The organism is Streptomyces sp. NPDC091279 (assembly GCF_044757465.1).
Classification (GTDB): domain Bacteria; phylum Actinomycetota; class Actinomycetes; order Streptomycetales; family Streptomycetaceae; genus Streptomyces.
Window position 1 is genome coordinate 367,422 of the sequence record NZ_JBIVVA010000007.1, and the last position, 19,405, is coordinate 386,826.

Here is a 19,405-nt window from a genome sequence, read left to right on the forward strand (position 1 = left end):
ACCATAACGCGATGTATCGCGTCTCTCAATGGGGTTACCCGAACGAGTGACAAAGTCATTCCGAGCCGACCGGCGAGACGCCTCTGACCTCAGTCGATGACCGTGTAACCGGCCTCGCGCAGGGTCCGGCCGACCTCGGCGCAGTGCTCCGGGCCCTTGGTCTCCAGGTGGAGTTCGACCTCGGCCTCGGTGATCCCGAGCCGGGAGTCGGTCCGCACGTGGCTGACATCGACGACGTTGGCGTCCGCCTCCGACAGCGACGCGAGCAGCGAGGCGAGGGCGCCGGGGCGGTCGGTCAGGCGCAGCCGGACGGCGAGGTAGCGGCCCTGCGCGACCATGCCGTGGCGCAGGATGCGCTGCATCAGCAACGGGTCGACGTTGCCCCCGGACAGCAGGGCCACGACCGGCCCCTCGAACTCCCTCGGCCGGGCGAGGAGCGCCGCCACCGGGCTCGCCCCCGCCGGTTCCACCACCAGCTTGGCCCGCTCCAGGCAGAGCAGCAGCGCGGCGGACAGCTCGTCCTCGCTGACCGTGCGGACCTCGTCCACCAGGTCGGCGACGATGCCGAACGGCACGTCGCCGGGCCGGCCGACCTTGATGCCGTCGGCCATCGTCGCCGGGTGGGGGATCGACACCGGGTGCCCGGCCGTCAGCGAGGGCGGGTAGGCCGCCGCGCCCTCCGCCTGGACGCCCACGATCCGCACATCGGGCCGCAGTGCCTTCACCGCGACGGCGATCCCGGCCACCAGGCCACCGCCGCCGATGCCCACCACGAGGGTGCGCAGCTGCGGGCACTGGTCCAGGATCTCCAGGCCGACCGTGCCCTGGCCCGCGATGATGTCCGGGTGGTCGAAGGGGTGGATGAAGACCGCGCCGGTCTCGGCCGCGTAGGCCTGCGCGGCGGCCAGTGTCTCGTCGACGACCTGGCCGTGCAGGCGGACCTCGGCGCCGTACTCGCGGGTGGCGCTGATCTTGGGGAGCGGGGCGCCCTTGGGCATGAACACGGTCGCCCGCACGCCGAGCAGCGCGGAGGCGAGGGCGACGCCCTGGGCGTGGTTGCCTGCGCTGGCCGCGACCACTCCGGCGGCCCGTTCCTCGGGCAGCAGCCCGGCGATCCGCACGTACGCGCCGCGCAGCTTGAACGATCCGGTCCGCTGGAGGTTCTCGCATTTGAGGTGGACCGGGGCACCGACCAGCTGGGACAGATGCCTGCTGCCCTCCATCGCCGTGACCCGCGCCACGCCCGTGAGCATCTTCTGGGCGCCTCGTACGTCGTCGAGGGTCACGGGCCGCAAGGAGTCAGCCGTGCTGTAGCTCATGAGTCAAGCATCGCAGTTCACGGCTGTCGGCGGCCTGTGTGACCAACCTCCGAGACCGGCTTTCCACAGCGCAGGTACGACCCGCCGCCCGGCCGCGTAACCTGTCCCCCATCCCAGCAGCCCCTTCATGAAGCGAGCCCCCGGCCATGCCCACAACGCCTGGAATGTCGATGGACATGACGACCGCCGGTGACACCGGTCTCCTCGAAACGTTGCAGCACGAAGTGGCGCTCTTCGCCCGCCGTGCCGAGCAGACCCGGCTCGGCGGGGTCGGCCAGGTGCGCAACTCCATGGACCGCGCCGCGTACCTGCTGCTCAACCGGCTCGACAAGGAGGGCCCGATGGGGGTGAAGGCGCTCGCGGCCAGCATGGGCATCGACTCGTCGACGGTCACCCGCCAGGTCGCGCCGCTCGTCGACACCGGGCTCGTCAAACGCACCTCGCACCCGGAGGACGGCCGCGCGGTGGTCCTTCAGCTGTCCCCGCGCGGGCTCGCCCGCCTGGAGGAAGTGCGGTCGTCCAGGCGCCAGTTGATGGCCGAGCTGACCCAGGACTGGGAGCCCGAGCAGCGTGAGGCGTTCTGCTCGCTGCTGACCCGGTTCAACGTGGCGCTGTCCGCGCGGATGTCGACGCAGGGTGTGGCGGGACCGGACGAGACGCCGTCCGCCTCATAGCGTTCGCGGGGTTTCCGGCCGCCACGCGTGCGTGGCCGCCCCCCTCTTGACGGAGGGCCGTCGCTGCCCTCCTATGGGACCGAGCCCTGTCGCGGACGCTCCCGTCGGCCGGGCCCGTCCCCTCGCGGGACGCGTCAGGCGGGAGGGCGTGGTGCGTGACCGGCAGGCCGCTCAAGACGCCCGCAGGGCCCGGGAGTTCGAGGCGTTCGTCGCGGGCGCGGCGGGACGGCTGCTGCATGCCGCGACCCTGCTGACGGCGGAGGCGCCTAACGGCAACCCCCGCGCGCGACGCCTGCTGACGCTCGCCCTCGCGCACACGTACGCGCGCTGGGACCGACCGCGCGGCGAGGACCCCTACGACCGCGCCCGCCGCCATCTGGTCGCCCGCTTCACCCGCGCCGCCTGGCACCGCCACGGCGGCCGCACCCGCCCTCGGGGCCCCCTCGCCCGGCTGACCCCGCCGGAACGCCTCGTCCTGGTCCTCAGACTCCATGAGGGCGTCGCCGAGGAGCAGACCGCGGCCCTGCTGGGGCTGGCTCCTGGACGCGTCCGGGCGATCTGCGACCGAGCGACGGCCACGCTGCTGCATCCGCCCAGGAAACCGGCGCCCCCGGTGACGGAGGTGACTCCGTTGTGAGCCGTGAGGGAGCAGCCGGGGAAAACGGCCGCCACGCGTGCGTGCCGTTCACCGGTCACGCGGCCTGCGGGCGGCGCCGGTGAACCGGCGTGAGACCGCCGTGCGGCGCCTCATGGACGGGCCGCCGCCTGCGGTACCGCCGGGACTGTACGCCGCTGCCGTGCGGCGCGGGCAACGGCAGCTGCGCCGTCGCAGGGCCGTCCGGCGGCTGCTGTGGCTGCTCCTGCTGACCGGCGTCGCCGCCTTCGCGGTCTGGGCGCTGACCGTGCGCCCCTGGGTGGAGCCGCCGTCGCAGACGACGCCGCCGCTCACCGGCTGGTGACGCCGGTGAGCGGTCGGGTCGGCTAGCCGAGCGCCTGCTGGATGTCCTCCAGGAGGTCTTCGACGTTCTCGATGCCCACGGAGAGGCGCACCAGGTCGCCCGGCACCTCCAGGGCCGAACCGGCCACGGACGCGTGCGTCATCCGGCCGGGGTGCTCGATCAGGGACTCGACGCCGCCGAGGGACTCGCCGAGGGTGAACACCTTGGCGCGGTTGCAGACCTCGACGGCCGCCTCCTCGCCGCCCTGCACCCGGAACGACACCATGCCGCCGAAGGAACGCATCTGCTTGGCGGCGACCTCGTGACCGGGGTGGTCGGGCAGGCCCGGGTACAGCACCTGCGTCACGCGCGCGTGCCGGGTGAGCATGTCGACGACCTTGGCGGCGTTCTCGCTGTGCCGGTCCATGCGCACCGAGAGCGTCTTGGTGCCGCGCAGCACCAGCCAGGAGTCGAACGGCCCCGAGACCGCGCCGATCGCGTTCTGGTGGTAGGCCAGCTCCTCGCCGAGTTCCTGGTCGGCGACGACCAGGGCGCCGCCGACGACGTCGGAGTGGCCGCCCATGTACTTGGTCAGGGAGTACACGACGACGTCCGCGCCGAGCGCCAGCGGCTGCTGGAGGTAGGGCGTGGCGAAGGTGTTGTCGACGACCAGCCGGGCGCCGGCCTCGCGGGCGACCTGGGCGACGGCCGCGATGTCGGTGATGCCGAGCAGCGGGTTGGAGGGGGTCTCCACCCAGACGACCTTCGTCCTCGGGGTGATCGCGGCCCGCACGGCGGAGGGGTCGCTGGTGTCGGCGACCGACCATTCGACGCCCCAGCGGGCGACGACCTTCGCGAACAGCCGGAACGTGCCGCCGTAGGCGTCGTTCGGGATGACCACGTGGTCGCCGGGGCTGAGCAGCGTACGCAACAGGCAGTCCTCGGCCGCCAGTCCGGACGCGAACGCGAGACCCCGGCGGCCGCCCTCCAGCGCCGCGAGGTTCTCTTCCAGGGCGGTCCTGGTGGGGTTGGCGCTGCGGCTGTACTCGTAGCCGCCGCGCAGTCCGCCGACGCCGTCCTGCTTGAAGGTCGAGACCTGGTAGATGGGCGGGACGACCGCGCCGGTGAGGGGATCGGCGGTGTTGCCCGCGTGGATCGCGAGGGTCTCGAAGTGCTGACTGGGGTGCCTGTCGCTCATGGACACCGAGCGTAATGCGCGCGGCGGTCCGGTGGCGGACGACGAGGGTCACGGGGCCGTTCCGCAGGGTTTCCCCCCGGCCCATGTGACGGGTTTTCCACAGGCTCGGGGGCGGGTTGGCCAATTGTCGGCGGTGTCTGGAACGCTTGTCGCATGACGATTCTGTGGGTCCTGATCTCCGTGGCCATGATCGGCTTCGTGCTGCTGCCGGTCATACGGCGGCGCCGGGGCGTGATCGAGCAGGTCCCGCCGGGCCACCCGGACGCGGCGGACCCGGCGAACTACGGCTTCGCGCCGCAGGAGGAGCTGGACGTGCGGATGCCGGGGCCCGACCAGGATCTGCTGGACGTCCTGGACGTGGTGCAGCACACGCAGGACTACCGCGCGGCCGCGCAGCTGCTGGCCGGCACGGCGGCTGCGGGTGAGCTGCGCTGGCAGCGCGTGCAGGCGTTCGCGGGCGCCGCGTCGCTGGAGCTGGCGCAGCGGCCGGGCGGGGTCGGTCAGACGCCGGGCGGGCAGTGGCTGCGGGTGTGGCGGGCGGAGAACCCGAAGGACGCGGGCGGCGCCGCGGTGCACGCGGAGTTCCTGGTCCAGCAGGCGTGGCGGACGTCGACGCCGGGCACGGACGACTTCCGGATCATCATGGAGGAGGCGCTGTCGGCGTGCGAGGACGCGGCGCTGCTGGCGCCGGGCGACCCGATCCCGTACCTCGTCGAGCTGTCCGTGGCCCGCGGACTCGCCTATCCCCAGGCGGAGTTCGAGCAGCTCTGGCTGAAGATCCTGGACCGCGCTCCGGCGCACATGGGCGCGCACCTGGCCGCCCTGCACTACTGGTGCGAGAAGTGGCACGGCTCCCGCGAGCTGGCGAACTCCTTCGCGGAGGCCGCCGCCGCCCGCGCCCCGCAGGGCTCGCTGCTCGCCGCGATGCCGCTGTTCGCGGTCTTCGAGCACCTGCCCGAGGTGAACCTCGTCCGAGGCTTCTACCAGAGCGAGGTCGTCACGAAGGCGATGCACGGCGCCCTCTTCGCGGTGCACGCCGCCCGCTCCGACGACCCCATGCTGGCCCATGTCCGCCATCTCCTGGTCTTCTTCCTGGTCCGCGGCGAACGCTGGGCCGAGGCCATGTCCCAGCTCGTCCACATAGACGGCCACGTGGGCGCCCTGCCCTGGACGCTCTCCCCGGACCCGGCGGCGGAGTTCGCGGTCTACCGCGCCCTGGCGGTGGCGGGCTACGAGGCGAACGGGGGCAGCCCGGCGTCGTTGCCGCACTGAGGGCGCGCCCGTGGCCGCTGTCGGGGCCCTCGGGTCACCGGCTCGCCGTGCCCAGGGGGCGTCCGTCGGCGAGGCCCGTGTTCCGGCGCCACCAGGGCGCGAGCTGGAGTACGCCGAACGTCACCTCGACGGCGAGGAACAGCCACAGCAGCCGCGTCGCTCCATGGACCAGCGCGTAGGCCTGCCACGTCGCGAACAGGACCCGGGCGATGCCGTCGAACAACCCGTGCTCCAGCCGTGGCCCGACGAGGCGCAGCAGGGCCCAGACGACCACCAGCGAGCCCATCAGATTGGCGAACAGGGTCTGCCACAGGTCGAGTTCGGGCAGGCCGCCGAGCCCGAGCGCGCTGCCGGTCGACGACAGCGCGTCGTGGACCAGCGCATACGTCCACGGAGTCGCGAACCCCGCCGTGACGACCAGGTCGTACCAGGCGCTGGCGCGCACGACGCGGAGGTAGGCGGCGGGACGAGCGGACGGGCGAAGACGGCTCACGACGAGACTCCTGCTGGTCAGGTGACAGCGACACCTGACGCTAAACAGTGGACTACGCTCCAAGGTCAAGCCCGATATCCGATGGAGGGTCATGCGCATCGGTGAACTTGCCGCACTGGCAGGCATGAGCAGGGACACGATCCGCTTCTACGAGAAGGTCGGCCTGGTCGAAAGCCGACGCCTGCCCAACGGATACCGCGACTTCCCACCCGAGACCCTGACCTGGCTGCAATACGTCCGCACCGCCCAGACACTCGGCTTCTCCCTGTCGGAGATCGCACACACCGGCGAGAGACTCCGCGAGGCCCCGGACACCGCGGCAGCCCTGTCGGCCCTCTTCGAGGAAAAGATCCAGGTGCTCGACGCCCGCATGGCCGAACTCACCACCCTGAGAGCCGAGTTGACAACCCGAGTCGGCACGGGCTGCCCCCTGCGAGTGCCGGAGGGACCGGTGACCCAGCAGGCTCTGCGGTGAGGCGAGACGGTACGGCGGTAGGCCGGTACAGGGCCGAGATACCGACGGCGCCCTCGGCGGTTCGCGGCACCGTCGGCCGTGCGGCCCCGGGGGTAATTCAGTGGCTCTGCCCTTCCGTTCCCCCGCACGCTGAAGGGTATGGAGCAGAGGCAGTGTGAGGTTCGGGCCGTTCATGGTGGGGCCACGGTCACCGTTTATCAGGCGTATCCGGTCGGGATCGGGGGGCCGGCGGCGCGGGACGGGCGGTTTCCCGGGGGGTGGAAGCGGGAGCGGATGACGTGGATCAAGCCGTCGTTCCTGTGGATGATGTACCGCTGCGGGTGGGGGACGAAGGAGGGGCAGGAGACCGTTCTCGCCGTCGAGATCACGCGGGACGGGTTCGCGTGGGCGTTGCGGAACGCGTGCCTGTCGAGCTATGTGCCCGGGGTGCACGCCGATCTCGCCTCCTGGCAAAGGGAGTTGAAGCGGTCCCCGACCCGGGTGCAGTGGGACCCGGAGCGGGATCTGCGGCTGCGGCCGTTGCCGTACCGGTCGTTGCAGCTCGGGCTCTCCGGTGAGGCGGTCCGGCGGTACGCGGACGAGTGGACGGTCGGCATCCGGGACGTGACCCCGCTCGCCCGGGAGATCCACGCCCTCGTACGTGACGACGATCTCGACGCGGCGCGGAAGCTGTTGCCGCCGGAGCGGCCCTACCCGGTCCCGGACGAGCTGCTGTCCCCGCTGCGGCCGACGGGAGCCCGGGACCAGGGGCCCAATTCCCCTGGCACTCGGCGCCGTTGAGGCTCTCCCGACTCTCGCGCGTCCAGCGTTTCGGCCGACGGCTCGGGCCTCGCCGTTCCGATCTCCCGAGGCATCCGCCCGCGCCCCTTCCCCCTTCACCCCTCCCCCGTGATGTGGGCAACTCCGGGGAGCGGTTAAGGTAAGGCTTGCCTTATAGGATGATCGGAGTCGTTGTGCGTGCAATCGGTGTGAAGGCCGGGCTGGCCGTGGTGGTCGTCGGAGGGCTGCTGGTCGGCTGCTCCTCCTCGGACGGCGGCGGCAAGGAGGGCTCCGGGACATCCGACTCCGGGCGCAACCAGGTCATCGGGGCCAGCGAGGGGCCGTCCGTCGCGCCCAGCGAGCTGGCCGCCGGGATGGGGTCGAGCGAGGCCGAGGACGGGGTGTTCCCGCGTACGGTCACGCACTTCAAGGGGAAGACGGCCCTGAAGTCCGCGCCCCTGAAGGTCGCCGCCCTCAGCACCGGGCAGCTCGACGACCTGCTCTCCCTCGGTGTCGTCCCGGCCGCCACCACCCGCGCCGACAACGCCGGGCTCGTGCCCGACTACCTCGCCGACGCGTTCCCGCAGGACAAGTCCAAGCTCGCCGCCATGACCGACGCGGGCACCCGGCAGGCGCCGAACCTGGAGACCCTCGCCAAGGCCAAGCCGGACCTCATCCTGGCCAACGCCTCCCTCGGCGACCTCTACCCCAAGCTCTCGAAGATCGCCCCCACCGTGATCACCGCGGGCAACGGCGTCAACTGGAAGCGCGACCTCCTCCTCGTCGGCGACGCCGTCGGCAAGGGCGAGGCCGCGCAGAAGCTGCTCGACGGGATCGTCTCCGACGCCGGGAAGAAGGGGGCCACGCTCGGCGACGGCACCGTCTCCATGCTGCGGTTCACGCCCGACCGCACCCGGATGTTCGGCGTCTCCTCCTTCACCGGGTCGATCGCCGCCGACATGGGGCTCAAGCGGCCCAAGTCGCAGCAGTTCAAGGCGATTTCGCAGGACATCGGTTCGGAGAGCATCGACACCGCCGACGGTGACTGGATCTTCTACTCGGTACAGGGCGACGCGTCCAAGACCGACGCGTCGAGCGTGCTCGCCGGTCCGCTGTGGAAGTCGATGAAGGCCGTCAAGGCGAAGCACGCCGTGAAGGTCGACGACGACCCCTGGTACCTCAACGCCGGTCCCACCGCCGCGCGTCTGGTCGTGAAGCAGCTCACCGAGCATCTCGGCAAGTGAGCCGACGCCTCGCCTGGCCGGCGGCGGCGCTCGCCGTCGCCGTCGCCGTCCTGCTCTCGCTCGCCGTCGGCACCCGCGCGGTGCCCCCGGCGGCGGTGCTCGACGCCCTGCTGCACGGCGGGAGTTCACCGGACGCGCTGGTCGTACGGTCGTTGCGGCTGCCGCGGACCGAGGTCGGGCTGACGGCGGGCGCGGCGCTCGGCGTGGCCGGGGCGGCGCTCCAGGCCGTCACCCGCAACCCGCTCGCCGACCCGGGCATCCTCGGGCTGAGCCAGGGTGCGGCGGCGGGGGTCGTCGTCGCCATCGCGTTCGGCCTCGCGAACGGCTTCGCGGGCTACGTCTGGTACGCGTTCGCCGGTGCCGTCGTCGCCGCGTGCCTGGTGTACGGGGTCGCGTCGCGCGGGCGGGGCGGGGCGTCGCCGGTCAAGCTGGCGCTGGCCGGGACCGCGCTGTCCGCGATGACGGCGGGCGGAACGACGGTCGTGCTGACGTCCAGTTCGGCCACGCTGGACCAGTTCCGGTTCTGGCAGGTGGGCGCGCTCAGCGGGCGGGACGCCGGAACCGTCGGGCGGATGCTGCCGTTCCTGCTGGCCGGGGCGGTGCTGGTGCTGGTCTGCGCGCGGGGCCTGGACGCGTTGGCCCTCGGCGACGAGACGGCGCGGGCGCTCGGCACGAAGGTGGGGCTGATCCGGGGTGCGGCGGCCTTCGGCGCGACTCTGCTGACGGCCGCCGCGGTCGCCGCCGCCGGGCCGATCGCGTTCATCGGCCTCGCCGTACCGCACCTCGCCCGGCGCCTCGTGACGTCCGGCGGGCATCGGGCGATCCTGCCGCTGTCGGCCCTGCTCGGCGCCGCGCTGCTGCTGGGCGCCGACGTCGCGGGCCGCGTGGTCCGCGCCCCGGCGGAGGTCCCGGCCGGCGTGATGACCGCCCTGGTGGGCGTACCGGTCCTGGTGGTACTGGTGCGACGCAGGGGGGCCGTGAGTTGAACGGGGGCACGGTGGTGCGTGGGGTGGGCGGGGGCCCGGTGGCCAGTTGGCTGGGCGGAGGCCCGGTGGCGCGTGGAGTGGGCGGGGGCCCGGTGGCCAGTTGGCTGGGCGAAGGCCCGGTGGCGCGTGGAGTGGGCGGGGGCCCGATGCGTGGGCTGGGTGGGGGGCCGCTTCGGGGGCGGGAGTTCAACGGGGTCCGCTGCGAGGGGGCTGTCTGGTGAGCGGGGTTCGGCGGGGCGGGGCCGGTGAGGCTCGGCGGGGTGAAGAGGCGCACGGTGCCGTTGAGGCTCACCGCGTCGGCGACGCGCCCGTGCCGCCGGGTGCCCGGGACCGTGCCGCAGTCGCCGTTGGCCCCGATGTTCCGCCTGCTGCGGCCCGCCGTGCCGTGCTGCTGCCGTCCGCCCAGGCGATCCTGCTCCGGCCCACTCCCCGGCTCTCGGTGCTGCTGCACCGGCGTTCCCTGCTGGTCGGTGTGCTGCTGCTCGGGCTGCTGCTGGCCCTGATGGTGCTGTCGGCGTGCGTCGGACAGACGTTCGTGTCACCCGGCGAGGTGTGGCGCACCGTGCGCGGCGAGAGCACCGCGAACGACCTCGTCGTGAACGAGTTGCGGGTGCCGCGGATCGTGCTCGGAGCGTTGGTCGGTGCCGCCCTCGGGCTCGCCGGGGCCCTCGTGCAGACCGTCACCCGCAACCCGCTGGCCAGCCCCGATGTCATCGGCGTCGGACACGGGGCCGCCGCCGCGACGGTGCTGGCGCTGGCCACCGGTGCCGTCGCCTCGCCGGGGGCGGTGCCGCTCGTGGCCGTCGTCGGGGGGCTCGCGGCGGCCGGGCTGGTGTATGTGCTGGCGTGGCGGCACGGGATGCAGCCGAGCCGGTTCGTGCTGACCGGGGTGGGGATCGGGGTCGCGCTCTCCGCGATCGTGCAGCTCTATCTCACCGACAGTGAGTTGGAGGCCGCCGAGCAGGTCAAGCTGTGGCTCACCGGGAGCCTGAACGGGCGGGGGTGGGAGCAGGCGGGGCCGCTGGGGGTCGTTCTGCTGCTGGCGCTGCCCGCGTTGGTGTGGGCGGCGCGGGCGGCTCGGCCGTTGGGGCTCGACCCGGAGACGGCCGCTGCGCTGGGGGTGCGGGTGGATCTGACGCGGCTGGGGCTCACTGTGCTGGGCGTCGTTCTTGCCGCTGCCGCGACGGGGGCTGCGGGGCCGGTGGGGTTTGTCGCGCTGACTGCTCCGCAGGTGGCTCGGCGGCTTACTCGTACGCCTCAGTTGCCGCTGGTGTGTTCCGGGGTCACCGGGGCGGTGGTGCTGGTCGGGGCGGATCTTGTGGCGCGGACTGGGCTTCCTCCGCTGGAGGTGCCTGTGGGTGCGCTCACCTCGCTGGTGGGGGGACCTTACTTGCTGTGGCTGCTTGGGCGCGGGCGCGGGCGGTAGGACAGGGTTGTCGGGCGGCTGACCCGCCGTCGTGGCTGGTCGCGCCCACGCGGCGGAGCCGCATATCGATACCGCCCCGCGCCCCTTACAAACAGGGCGTTGCCCTAGCCGTCGGCCACCCGCTCGGGCCAGCCACCGCCGCCCGAAAAAACCGGGCGTCGCCCAACCCCTCCCCGGCCCGCCCAGGCCAGCCGGTCGCGCCCACGCGGCGGAGCCGCATATCGATACCGCCCCGCGCCCCTTAAAAACAGGGCGCGCCCTAGCCGTCGGCTACCCGCTCGGGCCTGCCGGATGACGGCGGTGGCCCCGTACCCCCCCCGGGAGTGGGGAACGGGGCCTTGTGTGGCCGTCAGTTGGTCTGGGGCTGGTTGCTCAGATCGTTGCCGTGTCGATCACGAAGCGGTAGCGAACGTCGCTGGCGAGTACGCGCTCGTACGCCTCGTTGATCTCGGACGCGGAGATCAGCTCGATCTCCGCGCCGATGCCGTGCTCCGCGCAGAAGTCCAGCATCTCCTGGGTCTCCTGGATGCCGCCGATGCCGGACCCGGCGAGGGTCTTGCGGCCCATGATGACGGAGAAGAGGTTGAGGGAGACGGGCTCCTCGGGGGCACCGACGTTGACCAGCGCGCCGTCCGTCTTCAGCAGCGACAGGAACTGGCTCAGCTCCAGCGGCGCGGACACCGTCGAGATGATCAGGTCGAAGCTGCCGCGCAGTTCCTCGAAGGTCTTCGGGTCGCTGGTGGCGTAGTAGTGGTCGGCGCCGTGCTTCAGGCCGTCCTCCTGCTTGCGCAACGACTGCGAGAGCACCGTGACCTCCGCGCCGAGCGCGTGCGCGATCTTGACGCCCATGTGGCCGAGGCCGCCGAAGCCCACCACGGCGACCTTCTTGCCGGGACCGGCGTTCCAGTGCTTCAGCGGGGAGTACGTGGTGATGCCGGCGCACAGGAGCGGCGCGGCGACGTCGAGGGAGAGGCTGTCCGGGATGCGGACGACGAAGCTCTCGTCGACGACGATCTTCTGGGAGTAGCCGCCGTAGGTGGGCTCACCGTCCCGGCCGACGGCGTTGTAGGTGCCGGTGTTGCCTTCCAGGCAGTACTGCTCAAGGCCCTTGAGGCAGTTCTCGCACTCCCGGCAGGAGTCGACCATGCAGCCGACGCCCACCCGGTCGCCGACCTGGTACGTGGTGACGCCCGGGCCGACCTCGGAGACGACGCCCGCGATCTCGTGGCCGGGAACCATCGGGAAGATGGCCTCGCCCCAGCCCTCGCGAGCCTGGTGAATGTCGGAGTGGCAGATTCCGGCGTATTCGATGTCGATCAGCACATCGTGTTCGCGGACCGCGCGGCGCTCGATCGTGGTGCGCTCCAGCGGAGCCTTGGCGGCGGGTGCTGCGTAAGCGGCGACAGTGGTCATGCCGGAGAACTCCTTGTGAGGGTGGCTGACCCGGCCGGTTTCAGTCGGGTACGCCGTCCAGCCTGCCCCCATCGGCAAGGACTACCCACCCCTCGCTCCAACGTACGACTGCTGTGCCTACCACTGGCGGGGACAGACTCACCGGCGTACGACCTCGGGGCCCGGGTGAATACTGGGCGTATGGACGAGATGCCCGGCGCCTCCTCGGCGCCCCTGGACCGCAGGGCCGAGCTGAGTGAGTTCCTGCGCACCCGGCGGGCCAAGCTGAAGCCGGAGGACGTGGGCCTGCCCGACTTCGGCCGGCACCGCCGGGTACCGGGGCTGCGCCGCGAGGAACTGGCCCAGCTGGCCGGGGTCTCCGTCGCCTACTACACCCGCCTCGAACAGGGCAACGGCCGCAACGTCTCCGCCGAGGTCCTCGACTCCATCGCCCGCGCCCTGCGCCTCACCGACGCCGAGCACGCCCACCTGACGCACCTCGCCAAGCCGAAGCAGCTCAAGAAGAAACCGGCCGCCCGCACCCAGCAGGTACGGGGCGCGCTGCGCCAGCTCCTGGACTCGCTGGACGGGCTGCCCGCGTACATCTCGGGACGGCGGTGCGACATCCTCGCCTGGAACCGGATGGCGGCGGCCGTCTTCGGCGACTTCGGGGAGCTGCCCCCGCAGGACCGCAACTGGGCGCGGCTGGTGTTCCTGAAGCCCGAGTACCGGGATCTGTACCTCGACTGGGACCAGAAGGCCTCCGACGTCGTCAGCTATCTGCGGATGGACGCCGGCTGCCACCCGGACGACTCCCGGCTCTCCGCGCTGGTCGGTGAACTCTCCGTGAAGAGCGAGGAGTTCCGGCGGCTGTGGGCCCGGCACGACGTCAAGGAGAAGAACCACGGCGTGAAGCACCTGCGCCATCCGCTGGTCGGTGAGGTGTTCCTGTCCTACGAGTCCTTCAACCTCCCCGACGACTGTGAGCAGTACCTCGTCACCTTCCACGCCGAACCCGACTCGCCGTCGGCCGACGCCCTGCGCCTGCTGGCCAGTTGGGGCACCGACGCCACCCGGGCGGGCTCCTCCGCCCGACAGGCCTGACCGGACGCCGGAGAACGCCGATGCCGCCCCCGCAGGGACGGCATCGGCACAACCGCGTCGGAGCAGAACGGTGAAGCGGGGTTGTGGGGTCGGGCGGTGCGGGTCAGACGGCCGAACCGGCCTTCCAGTCGGCCCAGTTGAGGTTCCAGCCGTTGAGGCCGTTGTCCGGGGAGACCGTCTTGTCGCCGGTGTTCTTGATGACCACGACGTCACCCACCATCGAGTTCGTGTAGAACCAGTAGCCCGGCGTGCCCTTGTCGTCGGCGCCCTTGGTGTCGGACAGGCCCACGCAGCCGTGGCTGGTGTTGACGCTGCCGAAGACGGACTTGGCGCCCCAGTAGTTGCCGTGGATGAAGGTGCCGGAGTTGGTGAGGCGGATGGCGTGCGGCACGTCCTTGATGTCGTACTCGCCCTTGCCGTCGTCGTCGGTGAAGCCCACGGTCGCGCCGTTCATGCGCGTCTCCTTGAACTTCTCGGACATCACCATGGTGCCCTGGTACGTCTTGTTCTGCGGCGAACCGGCCGAGATCGGGATCGTCTTGATCGTCTTGCCGTCCTGCGTGACCTCCATCTGCTTGGTCTTCGCGTCGACGTAGGAGATCTGGTTGCGCGCGATGTGGAAGGTGATCGTCTTCTGCTGCACGCCGTAGACACCGGAGGCGCCCTCGACACCGTCGAGCGCGAGCTTCAGCGTGACGGTGGAGTTCTCCTTCCAGTAGTCCTCGGGGCGGAAGTCGATCCGGTTGGCGTTGAACCAGTGGCCGACGACCTCCTGGCCGCTGCTGGAGCTGACCGTGATGCCCTTCTGGACGGCGGCCTTGTTGGTGATCGCCTTGTCGAAGTTGATCGACACCGGCATGCCCACGCCGACCGTGGAGCCGTTCTCCGGGGTGAAGTTGCCTATGAAGCTGTTGGTCGGGGAGACCGTCGTGAACGACGCGTTCTCGTGCGCGACCAGGCCGTCGGAGTCCTTCGCGGCGGCCGTCACCTTGTAGGTGGTCGAGCGCTCCAGCTGGGTGGTGGGCTTCCAGCTGGTCTTGTCGGCCGAGAGCTGGCCCGCGACCTCGGCGCCGTCGGTGGTCTTCATGGAGACGCTGGTCAGCGTGCCCTTGGCGACCTTGACGGCGGCGGAGTTGTTGATCGAGGCGTTGTCGGAGCCGTCCTTCGGCGTGATCTGGATGTCGGCCGCCGAGCTCTTCTGGGCCGCGGCCTTGTCCGCCTCGGCCTGCGAGGACTCCTTGCCGCCGCTGCCCGAGGCGTCGTCACCGCCGGAGCAGGCCGAGAGCACCAGCACACCGCCGAGCAGTGCGGACGCGGCCATCAGACCCTTGCGCCGCTTACTGTCCGTCATCACACGCTTCTCCATCGTCGCCGAACCCGGAACCCACAGTCCCCGTATAACGAACTTCAACGCTACGACCGGTTCATCCCGTTCCGCGATGCGAAAACATGTGGGGCATGCCACGTCGCCGGGGATGCGTCGCGGTGCGGCGGCCGGTCGGTGCGTCTCCCTGAGACGAGCGAACCCCGGACGGCGGTTGCCGACCGGGGTCACGATTTCCCCAAGCCGCGTCAGCGAACGCCGTCCTCCGCGTCGTCGCCTTCTTCATCATCCTCGTCCAGGTCCCAGTCGGGCGAATCGGGGTCGTACTCGATCTCCTCGCTGGACCAGGAGGCCTGCGCGAGTTCCACCCCCGGCACCGCGCTGACCAGGTCGAACGGGTCGACGAGGTAGGCCAGGGCCTCCGCGGTGTCTTCGGTCACAGCCTGCTGTGCGGGTACCCGTTCCCCGTCGGTCACACCCTCGTCGGTGATCCGGGCGAGCGCGGCCTTCCGGACGGCGTCCGGGTCCGCCACTTCGAGAACGACTTCCACCCGAAGCCGGACAAAACGTGAGGTCTCTTCGATGCTCATGCCCGGAGCGTACGGCCCGTCGCTCCCGTGACTTTCCCGTGACCCGCGCCTTTCACTAACATCGCCCCACACGGCCAATTCACCAGCGCCACAAGGGGATCGATATTCCGTGTCATCCGCTCGCCGTCCGTTGCTGACCGCCACCGCCGCGGGGACCCTCCTCGGCGCCCTGTGGTTCGTCCCCTCCGCCAACGCGTCCCAGGACGCCCCGGCCCGCGACGAACCCTCGGTGACCGCGACGACGCAGGCCAGAGCGGTGTCGGTGACGTCCTCGACCGACGGCGACGAGGTCCGCCTCGCCGACACCGGAAGCTTCGACACCACGCCCTACGTCATCGGCGGCACCCTCTGCCTGACCCTGGGGGCGGGCTTCGTCGTCTACTCGGTGCGCCGCGAACGCCTGGGCTTTTAAAGCGATTTGACGTTTCCTTGACTGAAACCTCATAGTCCGCTCATGAAGAGATCATCGAGGGCGCGCCTGGTCGCCACGGTTTCCGTGAGCGCACTGTCGCTCGTCCTCATCACGGGGTGCGGTGGAGAGTCGTCCGACAACGGCTCCAACGACGCGAAGGAGAAGGGCACTTCCTCCTCCGAGTCCGCCGCGAAGACGTACAGCGCGGCCGAGTTGAAGAAGCTGATCGTCGCCAAGGCGGATCTGCCGGGCTACGAGATCCAGCCGGCCGCGGCCACCGAGCGGTTCGCCGCGTCGAAGGACGCGGTGACGGCCAAGGACGCCACGTGCGCGCCGCTCGCCTACGCGGTGAGCGGGTTCGCGCCGGGCGACGAGAGCGCCTACACCGACCTGATCACCACCAAGACGCCCAAGGACGCGACGTCCGGTGGCGGTCTCGACTCCACGGTCACGATGGTCTCCCTCTCCTCCTACGAGGGCGAGGGCGCCCAGGAGACCCTGAAGTCCGCCAAGGACGCGGTCGCCGCCTGCGCGGGCGGGTTCACCGTCTCGGCCAAGGGCCAGGAGACGCAGAAGTACACGAAGGTCGCCGAGGAGCAGTCCTCCGGCACCGGTGACGAGTCGGTGGCGTTCGCTGTCACCAATGAGGGCGCCGGCAAGATGGTCGCCCACGCGGAGATCGCCCGCCACGGCAACACTCTCGCCACGTACTACTCCCTCAACCTCACGGCAGCCATGACCGGCAAGAAGCTCGACTACACGGTCCCGGCAGAAATCCCGAAGGCCCAGTCCAGAAAACTGAAGTAGGCGTCCGGCACGTGCGGGTTCCCTGAGCGGCAGAAGCAGGTCCGGTACGCCCCCAAGCAGCCGGGCCTGCGCACGCACGACTGACAGCGGGCACCTCTCACCGCACCACTGCTACGGTCACGTCCATGGCGCTCTCGGTCTCCACGGGTCAGGTTGTCGACCTGCGTGTACAGCCGGTTGACGAGGTTCTTGATCGCGTCGAGCGGTCTCTCCACGTGGGGCTGCTCCCGGACACGATGGTGCGCAAGCGCCGCTCCGTGGGGGCCGGAACAGACCGCGACACCTGGGTACGGATCGAGCGGCGCCCGCTCGACAAGATCTCCGACCAGGGCTGGAACGGGACGGAAAGCGCCGCCCGTCTGAAGGGCGTCGCCCAGCCCGAATGGCACGGATGCGTGGTCTGGCGGGCCACGGACGGGCCGGTGATGTGGCGAGCCGACGAAACCGAGCTCCTGCCAGGGGCTCCTGTCGGCAGCGCCGTCCTGAGTGGAGCCCCGGAGCTCCCGGACGCCTGGTGGGAGGCGTTGAACACCTCGCTGGACGCGCTGGCGGCCCAGAGCACGCGGCGGATCGCCACCCCGGACACCGACACCATCACCCAGGCCCTCGTCACCGAGTCCGTCCGCGGTGTCTTCTCCGGCGATGTCGATACGACCATCGAGCAGTGGGTGCCCGCTCACGCGGATCTGAACTGGGCCAACGTGACCGCTCCGGCGTTCAGTCTCTTCGACTGGGAGGACTGGGGTGACGCGCCGCTGGGGCTGGACTCGGCCTCGCTGTGGGCGAGTTCCCTCGCTGTCCCGGCTCTGGCCGATCGCGTACGGCACGAGCGCCGGTCCGACTTCGAGAGCCGGGACGGCAAGGTGATGACGTTGTTCGCCTGCTCGAAGATCCTCGGGCCGTACGCACACCCGGAGGACCCTCGGCTGGAACCCGCCCGGCGCATGGCCGAACAGGTCGTCAAGGAGCTTCAGACCGGCTGATCGCGTGAACGGTCCCGCAGGAGACTCCGGTACTCCCGGACCGTTCGTTCCTCGACCTCTCCGACCAGGGCGCCGACGAGTTCGCCGAGATGGGCGGGCTCATCAGTGCCCACAGCCACAGCGCCGACCCTCGGGAGGTGATAGGCAGCCAGGAACGTCGCCTGCACGCGCGACAGTTGACAGCTGTCACCGAGGAAGACACGGGGGTCGATCGCGCCCCACACCGAGTCGCTGGTACTACCGCCGAAGGGGCTCATGCCCCATACCTCACTGGGGCCCAGGTCCCACACCTCGACGAGAGCGTCTGCGGCGTCCAGTGTTCCGACTCCGACGAGCAGACCGGCCCGGACCATGAGAGTCGCCGGCCTCGGTACGGTCGGGCCGATCAGTCCCACCAGGGCTGACGGCTCCCAGGAGGCGATGCCCCAGGCGGCACACAGGCCCTTGCTCGCAGCGTCATCGAGGGCAGCGCACGCTTCTGCCAGCACCTCCTGGCCATCCGGGCCGACCTCGCGGAGCGAGTGTTCCGGGTTGTGCAGAAACACCAGATCCGGTTCCCGCCCCAGATCCTCAGCCGCCTGTTCCACGGCCGCGTGCAGCCGTACGGGGTCCAAGGAGTGCTCCGCCCCGCCCGGTCGCGGAAAGTAGCCCACCTTCGTGGAAACGGCGAACTCCGGCAGCAGGTCTCCGGCCGTCCGCGCCAGGACCTGATGCGAACGGAAGCCGAGGTAGGTGGTACTGGTGTCGAGTGCCGTGACGCCGACGTCGAGCGCCCCGGTCAGGAGCCGACGTTCGTGACGAGACCGGTGTAGCCCGAGGACAACTCGGGGGTCAGCACCGCGCACAGCTCCTCCTCCACCAGGATCTCAGCAACGTCCCTGACTTCGGCTCCGACGACGGCCGTGCCGTGGTCCAGCCCCACCGGCTTGCCGCTGAGCAGCAGACGAAGTGCGGGCAGGGCCTTGGCCGCGAGGGTGAGCTTCTTCCCCGAGGCCACGATGCCGACGGTCTCTCCGTGCTCCTGAACCCGGGGCGGGAAATGGGTGGTGCACACCACGGCGTCGAGCGGCCCGAGCATGTCGAGGAACGGCACGTGCCGAGGCAGGGTCGTCGCCTGCTCACAGGCGGCCAGGAAGTCGGACGGCGGGCGTTCCCCGACCAGTTGAGCGGCGGCCGCGGTCAGGGCTTCGCTGTCGGTTGCCTGCCAGCGGTCGAGGTCGTGGCGGAAGATCTCGTGTTCGCGGCACCAGTCGGCCAGCCACGCGAGCCAGCTCGCCCCCGTGCGTTTGGTGATGCCGAACGTGACGTGCAGGCTCTTGCCGGAGCCGCTGCCGGTGCGTGTCGCCTGGTGCCAGTGGCCCCGGGGGATGTGCATGACGTCGCCGGTCCGCATCGGGCCGGACCAGATGATCTCGTCGCTCGGAGTGGTGTTGGGGTCGGCGTCCCGGTACATCGGGACCGCGCGGGAGGTCGCACGGACCTCCCACTCCTTCTCACCCGCGAGCTGAACGATGACGACATCGTGATCGTCCCAGTGCAGAGGGAAGCCGGAGGCGTCGTTCGTCGTCAGGTACGCGTTGACCTGGACTCGCTCGCTCGACCACCACTGCATGGCCCGGCAGGCGACTTCCATGGTCGGATCGAAGACGTTGGCCTGGTCCATGATCACCGTCGCGCCTTCTCCCAGGAGCCTGCCCAGGCCGCGCATGTTGACCATGGAGATGCTCTGGCCCCGAGGACTGACGCTGTCGGTGTAGTAGACGGCCGGATGGACCTCCTCGCCCTTCTGGAAGCACCGGAACTGAGGGCGGTTCAGGCTCCTGCGCATGGCGATGTCGAGCAGGCGGTTCGGGGTCATGATGCGGGAGACGAGTGCGGGATCGTCCACGCTCCCCCGCACGAAGTCCTTGCCGAGTTCCTCGGCTCCATTCCAGCCGAGCGCCGCCTCGATGGCGCTGATCAACCGGTGTTCCATCATGCGTCCTCCATGGGTTCGACCACTGATGCGG

Annotated in this window: 21 protein-coding genes; 13 read left to right on the top strand and 8 right to left on the bottom strand. The window is 70.8% G+C overall.

The features are described 5' to 3' along the window. Nucleotides 1–89 precede the first annotated feature (89 nt). The gene (gene ilvA / locus ACIQOU_RS20050) at nucleotides 90–1,319 is read right to left on the bottom strand and encodes a threonine ammonia-lyase (RefSeq protein ID WP_401538104.1); all 1,230 of its coding nucleotides are present in this window, start codon (nucleotides 1,317–1,319) and stop codon (nucleotides 90–92) included. A gap of 170 nt (nucleotides 1,320–1,489) precedes the next feature. Between ilvA and ACIQOU_RS20055 the strand changes: the two genes are divergently transcribed. The 3 genes from ACIQOU_RS20055 to ACIQOU_RS20065 all read left to right on the top strand — a co-directional run bounded on the left by ACIQOU_RS20055 (nucleotide 1,490) and on the right by ACIQOU_RS20065 (nucleotide 2,952). Further along, the gene (locus ACIQOU_RS20055) at nucleotides 1,490–1,993 is read left to right on the top strand and encodes a MarR family winged helix-turn-helix transcriptional regulator (protein WP_401538105.1); all 504 of its coding nucleotides are present in this window, start codon (nucleotides 1,490–1,492) and stop codon (nucleotides 1,991–1,993) included. A 151-nt stretch (nucleotides 1,994–2,144) separates the two neighbouring features. After that, the gene (locus tag ACIQOU_RS20060; protein ID WP_401538106.1) at nucleotides 2,145–2,630 is read left to right on the top strand and encodes a sigma factor-like helix-turn-helix DNA-binding protein; all 486 of its coding nucleotides are present in this window, start codon (nucleotides 2,145–2,147) and stop codon (nucleotides 2,628–2,630) included. 112 nt (nucleotides 2,631–2,742) lie between these two features. Beyond that, a complete protein-coding gene (locus tag ACIQOU_RS20065) occupies nucleotides 2,743–2,952 on the top strand; it encodes a hypothetical protein (RefSeq protein ID WP_401538217.1) in 210 nt (69 codons plus the stop codon). 22 nt (nucleotides 2,953–2,974) lie between these two features. Here ACIQOU_RS20065 and ACIQOU_RS20070 read toward each other — a convergent pair whose 3' ends face one another. Further along, on the bottom strand, nucleotides 2,975–4,129 hold the full coding sequence (locus ACIQOU_RS20070; protein ID WP_401538107.1) for a cystathionine gamma-synthase: 1,155 nt from the start codon (nucleotides 4,127–4,129) through the stop codon (nucleotides 2,975–2,977). Nucleotides 4,130–4,282: 153 nt separating this feature from the next. On the opposite strand from ACIQOU_RS20070, the gene ACIQOU_RS20075 reads away from it, so the two are divergent. Continuing rightward, entirely contained in the window at nucleotides 4,283–5,401 is a 1,119-nt protein-coding gene (locus ACIQOU_RS20075; protein WP_401538108.1) for a hypothetical protein, read from the top strand. 34 nt (nucleotides 5,402–5,435) lie between these two features. On the opposite strand, the gene ACIQOU_RS20080 is transcribed toward ACIQOU_RS20075, so the two are convergent. Then, a complete protein-coding gene (locus ACIQOU_RS20080; RefSeq protein WP_401538109.1) occupies nucleotides 5,436–5,894 on the bottom strand; it encodes a hypothetical protein in 459 nt (152 codons plus the stop codon). A 91-nt stretch (nucleotides 5,895–5,985) separates the two neighbouring features. Here ACIQOU_RS20080 and ACIQOU_RS20085 point away from each other — a divergent pair, with 91 nt between their 5' ends. From ACIQOU_RS20085 to ACIQOU_RS20105, 5 genes are all read left to right on the top strand, one after another. Then, nucleotides 5,986–6,369 carry a MerR family transcriptional regulator gene (locus ACIQOU_RS20085; RefSeq protein ID WP_401538110.1) on the top strand — a complete coding sequence of 128 codons (384 nt, stop codon included), beginning with the start codon at nucleotides 5,986–5,988 and terminating at the stop codon, nucleotides 6,367–6,369. A 138-nt stretch (nucleotides 6,370–6,507) separates the two neighbouring features. Beyond that, nucleotides 6,508–7,149 carry a DUF4291 domain-containing protein gene (locus tag ACIQOU_RS20090; protein ID WP_401538111.1) on the top strand — a complete coding sequence of 214 codons (642 nt, stop codon included), beginning with the start codon at nucleotides 6,508–6,510 and terminating at the stop codon, nucleotides 7,147–7,149. 173 nt (nucleotides 7,150–7,322) lie between these two features. Then, complete coding sequence (locus tag ACIQOU_RS20095) at nucleotides 7,323–8,372, top strand: ABC transporter substrate-binding protein (RefSeq protein ID WP_401538112.1); 1,050 nt, start codon at nucleotides 7,323–7,325, stop codon at nucleotides 8,370–8,372. After that, the gene (locus ACIQOU_RS20100; protein WP_401538113.1) at nucleotides 8,369–9,358 is read left to right on the top strand and encodes a FecCD family ABC transporter permease; all 990 of its coding nucleotides are present in this window, start codon (nucleotides 8,369–8,371) and stop codon (nucleotides 9,356–9,358) included. The genes ACIQOU_RS20095 and ACIQOU_RS20100 overlap by 4 nt, the downstream gene beginning before the upstream one ends. Nucleotides 9,359–9,746: 388 nt before the next feature. Next, on the top strand, nucleotides 9,747–10,784 hold the full coding sequence (locus ACIQOU_RS20105) for a FecCD family ABC transporter permease (RefSeq protein ID WP_401538218.1): 1,038 nt from the start codon (nucleotides 9,747–9,749) through the stop codon (nucleotides 10,782–10,784). 372 nt (nucleotides 10,785–11,156) lie between these two features. Here ACIQOU_RS20105 and ACIQOU_RS20110 read toward each other — a convergent pair whose 3' ends face one another. After that, nucleotides 11,157–12,197: an NAD(P)-dependent alcohol dehydrogenase gene (locus ACIQOU_RS20110; RefSeq protein ID WP_401538114.1), complete on the bottom strand. Its 1,041-nt coding sequence runs from the start codon at nucleotides 12,195–12,197 to the stop codon at nucleotides 11,157–11,159. A 180-nt stretch (nucleotides 12,198–12,377) separates the two neighbouring features. On the opposite strand from ACIQOU_RS20110, the gene ACIQOU_RS20115 reads away from it, so the two are divergent. Then, nucleotides 12,378–13,280 (top strand): helix-turn-helix domain-containing protein, encoded by a 903-nt coding sequence (locus tag ACIQOU_RS20115; protein ID WP_401538115.1) that lies wholly within the window; start codon nucleotides 12,378–12,380, stop codon nucleotides 13,278–13,280. Between the two features lie 103 nt (nucleotides 13,281–13,383). Here the strand turns inward: ACIQOU_RS20115 and ACIQOU_RS20120 are convergent, their stop codons facing one another. Together ACIQOU_RS20120 and ACIQOU_RS20125 are read right to left on the bottom strand one after the other, a co-directional pair. Beyond that, the gene (locus ACIQOU_RS20120) at nucleotides 13,384–14,646 is read right to left on the bottom strand and encodes an Ig-like domain-containing protein (protein ID WP_401538116.1); all 1,263 of its coding nucleotides are present in this window, start codon (nucleotides 14,644–14,646) and stop codon (nucleotides 13,384–13,386) included. A 206-nt stretch (nucleotides 14,647–14,852) separates the two neighbouring features. Further along, the gene (locus ACIQOU_RS20125; protein ID WP_401538117.1) at nucleotides 14,853–15,194 is read right to left on the bottom strand and encodes a hypothetical protein; all 342 of its coding nucleotides are present in this window, start codon (nucleotides 15,192–15,194) and stop codon (nucleotides 14,853–14,855) included. A gap of 109 nt (nucleotides 15,195–15,303) precedes the next feature. Between ACIQOU_RS20125 and ACIQOU_RS20130 the strand changes: the two genes are divergently transcribed. The 3 genes from ACIQOU_RS20130 (at nucleotide 15,304) to ACIQOU_RS20140 (ending at nucleotide 17,396) form a co-directional block, all read left to right on the top strand. Further along, the gene (locus ACIQOU_RS20130; RefSeq protein ID WP_401538118.1) at nucleotides 15,304–15,606 is read left to right on the top strand and encodes a hypothetical protein; all 303 of its coding nucleotides are present in this window, start codon (nucleotides 15,304–15,306) and stop codon (nucleotides 15,604–15,606) included. Between the two features lie 84 nt (nucleotides 15,607–15,690). Further along, nucleotides 15,691–16,413 carry a hypothetical protein gene (locus tag ACIQOU_RS20135; protein ID WP_401538119.1) on the top strand — a complete coding sequence of 241 codons (723 nt, stop codon included), beginning with the start codon at nucleotides 15,691–15,693 and terminating at the stop codon, nucleotides 16,411–16,413. A 125-nt stretch (nucleotides 16,414–16,538) separates the two neighbouring features. Then, nucleotides 16,539–17,396 carry a hypothetical protein gene (locus tag ACIQOU_RS20140; protein ID WP_401538120.1) on the top strand — a complete coding sequence of 286 codons (858 nt, stop codon included), beginning with the start codon at nucleotides 16,539–16,541 and terminating at the stop codon, nucleotides 17,394–17,396. Here ACIQOU_RS20140 and ACIQOU_RS20145 read toward each other — a convergent pair. Then, nucleotides 17,384–18,241, bottom strand: coding sequence for an aldo/keto reductase (locus ACIQOU_RS20145; RefSeq protein ID WP_401538121.1), 858 nt, complete (start codon nucleotides 18,239–18,241; stop codon nucleotides 17,384–17,386). The two genes, ACIQOU_RS20140 and ACIQOU_RS20145, sit on opposite strands and share 13 nt — an antisense overlap. Continuing rightward, on the bottom strand, nucleotides 18,175–19,371 hold the full coding sequence (locus ACIQOU_RS20150) for a JmjC domain-containing protein (RefSeq protein WP_401538219.1): 1,197 nt from the start codon (nucleotides 19,369–19,371) through the stop codon (nucleotides 18,175–18,177). The genes ACIQOU_RS20145 and ACIQOU_RS20150 overlap by 67 nt, the downstream gene beginning before the upstream one ends. Nucleotides 19,372–19,405 lie beyond the last annotated feature (34 nt).